This window comes from Streptomyces sp. WELS2 (assembly GCF_013870595.1).
In the GTDB taxonomy this organism is placed as follows: Bacteria; Actinomycetota; Actinomycetes; order Streptomycetales; family Streptomycetaceae; genus Streptomyces.
Window position 1 is genome coordinate 1 of the sequence record NZ_JACBWZ010000643.1, and the last position, 3,643, is coordinate 3,643.

General features: G+C 72.1%; 3 protein-coding genes. 2 read left to right on the forward strand and 1 reads right to left on the reverse strand.

Annotation, left to right across the window (positions count from 1 at the left end; translation table 11 throughout):
• Both glgB and H5J33_RS27290 read left to right on the forward strand, forming a co-directional pair.
• Positions 1-2,010: 1,4-alpha-glucan branching enzyme (gene glgB / locus H5J33_RS27285; protein WP_181797500.1), on the forward strand; the 2,010-nt coding region annotated here is incomplete at its 5' end.
• A gap of 95 nt (positions 2,011-2,105) precedes the next feature.
• Positions 2,106-3,194: a glutamate--cysteine ligase gene (locus H5J33_RS27290; RefSeq protein ID WP_181797501.1), complete on the forward strand. Its 1,089-nt coding sequence runs from the start codon at positions 2,106-2,108 to the stop codon at positions 3,192-3,194.
• Positions 3,195-3,214: 20 nt separating this feature from the next.
• On the opposite strand, the gene H5J33_RS27295 is transcribed toward H5J33_RS27290, so the two are convergent.
• Complete coding sequence (locus H5J33_RS27295; protein WP_181797502.1) at positions 3,215-3,448, reverse strand: DUF6480 family protein; 234 nt, start codon at positions 3,446-3,448, stop codon at positions 3,215-3,217.
• Between the last annotated feature and the right edge of the window lie 195 nt (positions 3,449-3,643).

Here is a 3,643-nt window from a genome sequence, read left to right on the forward strand (position 1 = left end):
GTCCTGGTCGACGGGGACCGCACCGAGCTGCGCTCCGAGGGCGACGGGCTGTTCGCCGGCGTGCTGCCCTGCCCGGCCATCCCGTCGTACACCCTGCTCGTGGCGTACGACGACGGGGAGCTGGAGGTGCACGACCCCTACCGCTTCCTGCCCGCGCTGGGCGAGCTGGACCTGCATCTGATCCGGGAGGGCCGGCACGAGCAGCTGTGGCGGGCGCTCGGGGCGGAGCCGATGGTCCACCAGGGCGTGGCCGGCACCCGGTTCACGGTGTGGGCGCCCAATGCCCAAGGGGTGCGGGTGGCCGGCGACTTCACGTACTGGGACGGCACGCAGTACCCGATGCGCTCGCTCGGCGCGTCCGGGGTGTGGGAGCTGTTCCTGCCGGGGATCGGCGAGGGCACCCGGTACAAGTTCGAGATCACCTCGCGGTACGGCCACCGGTTCCTGAAGGCCGACCCGATGGCGCGGTGCGCGGAGGTCCCGCCGGACACCGCGTCGGTGGTGACGGCCTCGCACTACACGTGGGGCGACGCCGAGTGGATGGCGCACCGCGCGGACACCCCCGTGCACCAGGCGCCGTTCTCGGTGTACGAGGTGCATCTGCCGTCCTGGCGGCCCGGTGCCGGATACCGGCAGCTGGCGGAGGAACTGCCCGCGTACGCGCGGGAGATGGGCTTCACGCACATCGAGCTGATGCCGGTGGCCGGGCATCCGTTCAGCGGCTCGTGGGGGTATCAGGTCACCTCCTATTACGCGCCGACGCCCCGGCTGGGTTCCCCGGACGACTTCCGGTACTTCGTGGACGCCTGTCACCGGGCCGGGCTCGGTGTGATCATGGACTGGGTGCCGGCGCACTTCCCGAAGGACGACTGGGCGCTGGCCCGGTTCGACGGGGACCCGCTGTACGAGCCCGGGAACGCCTCCCGTGCCGAGCACCCGGACTGGGGGACGTACGAGTTCGACTACGGCCGTACGGAGGTGCGCAACTTCCTGGTGGCGAACGCCGTGTACTGGTGCGAGGAGTTCCACATCGACGGGCTGCGGGTGGACGCCGTCGCCTCCATGCTCTACCTGGACTACTCACGGGACTCCGGGCAGTGGGAGCCGAACGTGTTCGGCGGCCGGGAGGACCTGGACGCGGTGGCCTTCCTCCAGGAGATGAACGCCACGGTCTACCGGCGCTGTCCCGGGGTGGTGACGATCGCCGAGGAGTCCACCGCCTGGGACGGGGTGACCCGGCCGACCGACGGCGGCGGGCTGGGCTTCGGGCTGAAGTGGAACATGGGCTGGATGCACGACTCGCTGGAGTACGTCCAGAAGGAGCCGGTGCACCGCAAGTACCACCACGACGAGATGACCTTCTCGATGGTGTACGCCTACAGCGAGAACTACGTCCTGCCGATCTCGCACGACGAGGTGGTGCACGGCAAGCGGGCGCTGGTGTCGAAGATGCCCGGCGACTGGTGGCAGCGCCGCGCCAACCACCGCGCATACCTGGGGTTCATGTGGGCCCACCCCGGCAAGCAGCTGTTGTTCATGGGACAGGAGTTCGCGCAGGGAGCGGAGTGGTCGGAGCGGCATGGACCGGAGTGGTGGCTGCTCGGTGACGACTACCACTCGGCGGGCGACCACCGGGGCGTGCAGTCGCTGGTCAGGGACCTGAACACGGTGTACCGGGCGACGCCGGCGCTGTGGCAGCGGGACACCGACCCGGGCGGCTTCCGGTGGGTGCTGTGCGACGCGGCGGACGACAACGTGCTGGCGTTCCTGCGGTTCGCCGCGGACGGCGCCCCGTTGCTGGCGGTGTCGAACTTCTCCCCGGTCGTCCGGCACGGCTACCGGCTGTGGGTGCCCGACGGCGGCGCGGCCTGGCGGGAGGAGCTCAACACCGACGAGGTGGGCTACGGCGGCAGCGGTGTCGGCGCCGGGGGGCCGGTCGGGGCCGAGGACGGGTTCCTCACCCTGACGCTGCCGCCGCTGGCCACGGTGTGGCTGGTGCCGGAGGGCTGAAGCCGCCCCCAGGTGTCGGCGGGCGCGCGAGGGGCATTCGGGGTCGTACAGAACCCGACTGCCCCTCGCGGCACGACATGGAAGGGCGGCATCACGTGCGCACCGTTGGAGTGGAGGAGGAACTCCTCCTGGTCGATCCGGACAGCGGCGACCCGAAGGCGCTGGCGGCGGCCGTCCTCGCCCGCGCCGCCCAGGACGATCCCGGACAGCAGGTCTTCGAGAAGGAGCTGTTCGGGCAGATGCTGGAGTTCGCCACGCATCCGCAGTCGGACATGGCCTTGCTCGGGGACGAGATCGTCCGCTGCCGCAAGGAGGCGGGCCGGCACGCCGGGGAGATCGGCTGCGGGGTCGCCGCGCTGGCCACCTCGCCGCTGCCGGTCAGCCCCTCGCTCAGTGTGAACGGGCGCTATCAGTGGCTGGCCGAGCGGTTCGGGATACCCACCTGGGACCAGCTCGTCTGCGGCTGCCATGTGCATGTTTCCGTGGCGTCGGACGAGGAGGGCGTCGCCGTCCTGGACCGGCTGCGCCCATGGCTGCCGGTGCTGCGGGCGATGAGCGCCAACTCCCCGTTCTGGCAGGGCCGCGAGACCGACTACGCCAGCTATCGCAGCCGGGTGTGGAACCGATGGCCCTCGGCCGGGCCGACCGAGCCGTTCGGGACCCCCGAGCGCTACCACCGGCGGGTGACCGAGATGGTGGACACGGGAGTCGTGCTGGACGAGGGCATGGTCTACTTCGACGCGCGGCTGTCCGCCCGCTACCCGACGGTGGAGGTCCGGGTGGCGGACGTGTGCCTGTCCGCCGAGACCGCCGTCCTGCTCGCGACGCTGGTGCGCGCCTTGGTGGAGACGGCCGCGGCCGACTGGCGGGCGGGCCGGCCGGCGCCCGACCCGGGGGTGAGCCTGATCCGGCTGGCCGACTGGCAGGCCGCCCGGTTCGGCCTGGAGGAGAACCTGCTCGACCCGGTCACACTGCGGCCCCGGCCCGCCGCGCGGGTGCTGGAGTCCCTGCTGGAGCACACCGGGGACGCGCTCACCGGCATGGGCGACGCCGACCGCGCCGCGCGGGGCGTGGAGGAGCTGCTGCGCCACGGCAACGGCGCGCGGGAGCAGCGCCGGCTGCTGGAGCGCACCGGCAGCCTGCGGGGCGTCGTCACCGAGTGCGTCCGGCGCACCCAGGGCTGAGCGTCCCGCCCGGCGGCGGATCACAGGATGAGGACCAGCGCGTAGACCAGGAAGAACGCCGCGATCAGGATCACCAGGACCAGGATCACGGTCAGCGGCGCCTTCCCCCAGCCCTTCGGCGGATTGTGCGTCTCCCGGGGCCCGGCCTCGGGCATGCTGCTCTCGGCGGGCGGGGTCTCGCCGGGCGGGACCGAGCCGCCGGGTTCCAGCCCGGTGCTGCGCTCGGGCTCCGGATCGGGGTTCACATGACTCATGTCCCCCGAGTCCCCCGGACACGCCCACATCATCAGCCGATCACGACTTCTTGGATCCGGTCACCGAACGCTGCCGCCTGAGCTACATTCGAGCACCGCCGACACCGAGCCGATCGGCGGAGTGGCCCTCCGTACCCCGGGAGCAGCGCATGCGGAACGTCGCCCCCGCCCCGGCCGCCGCCCCGCCGATCACCG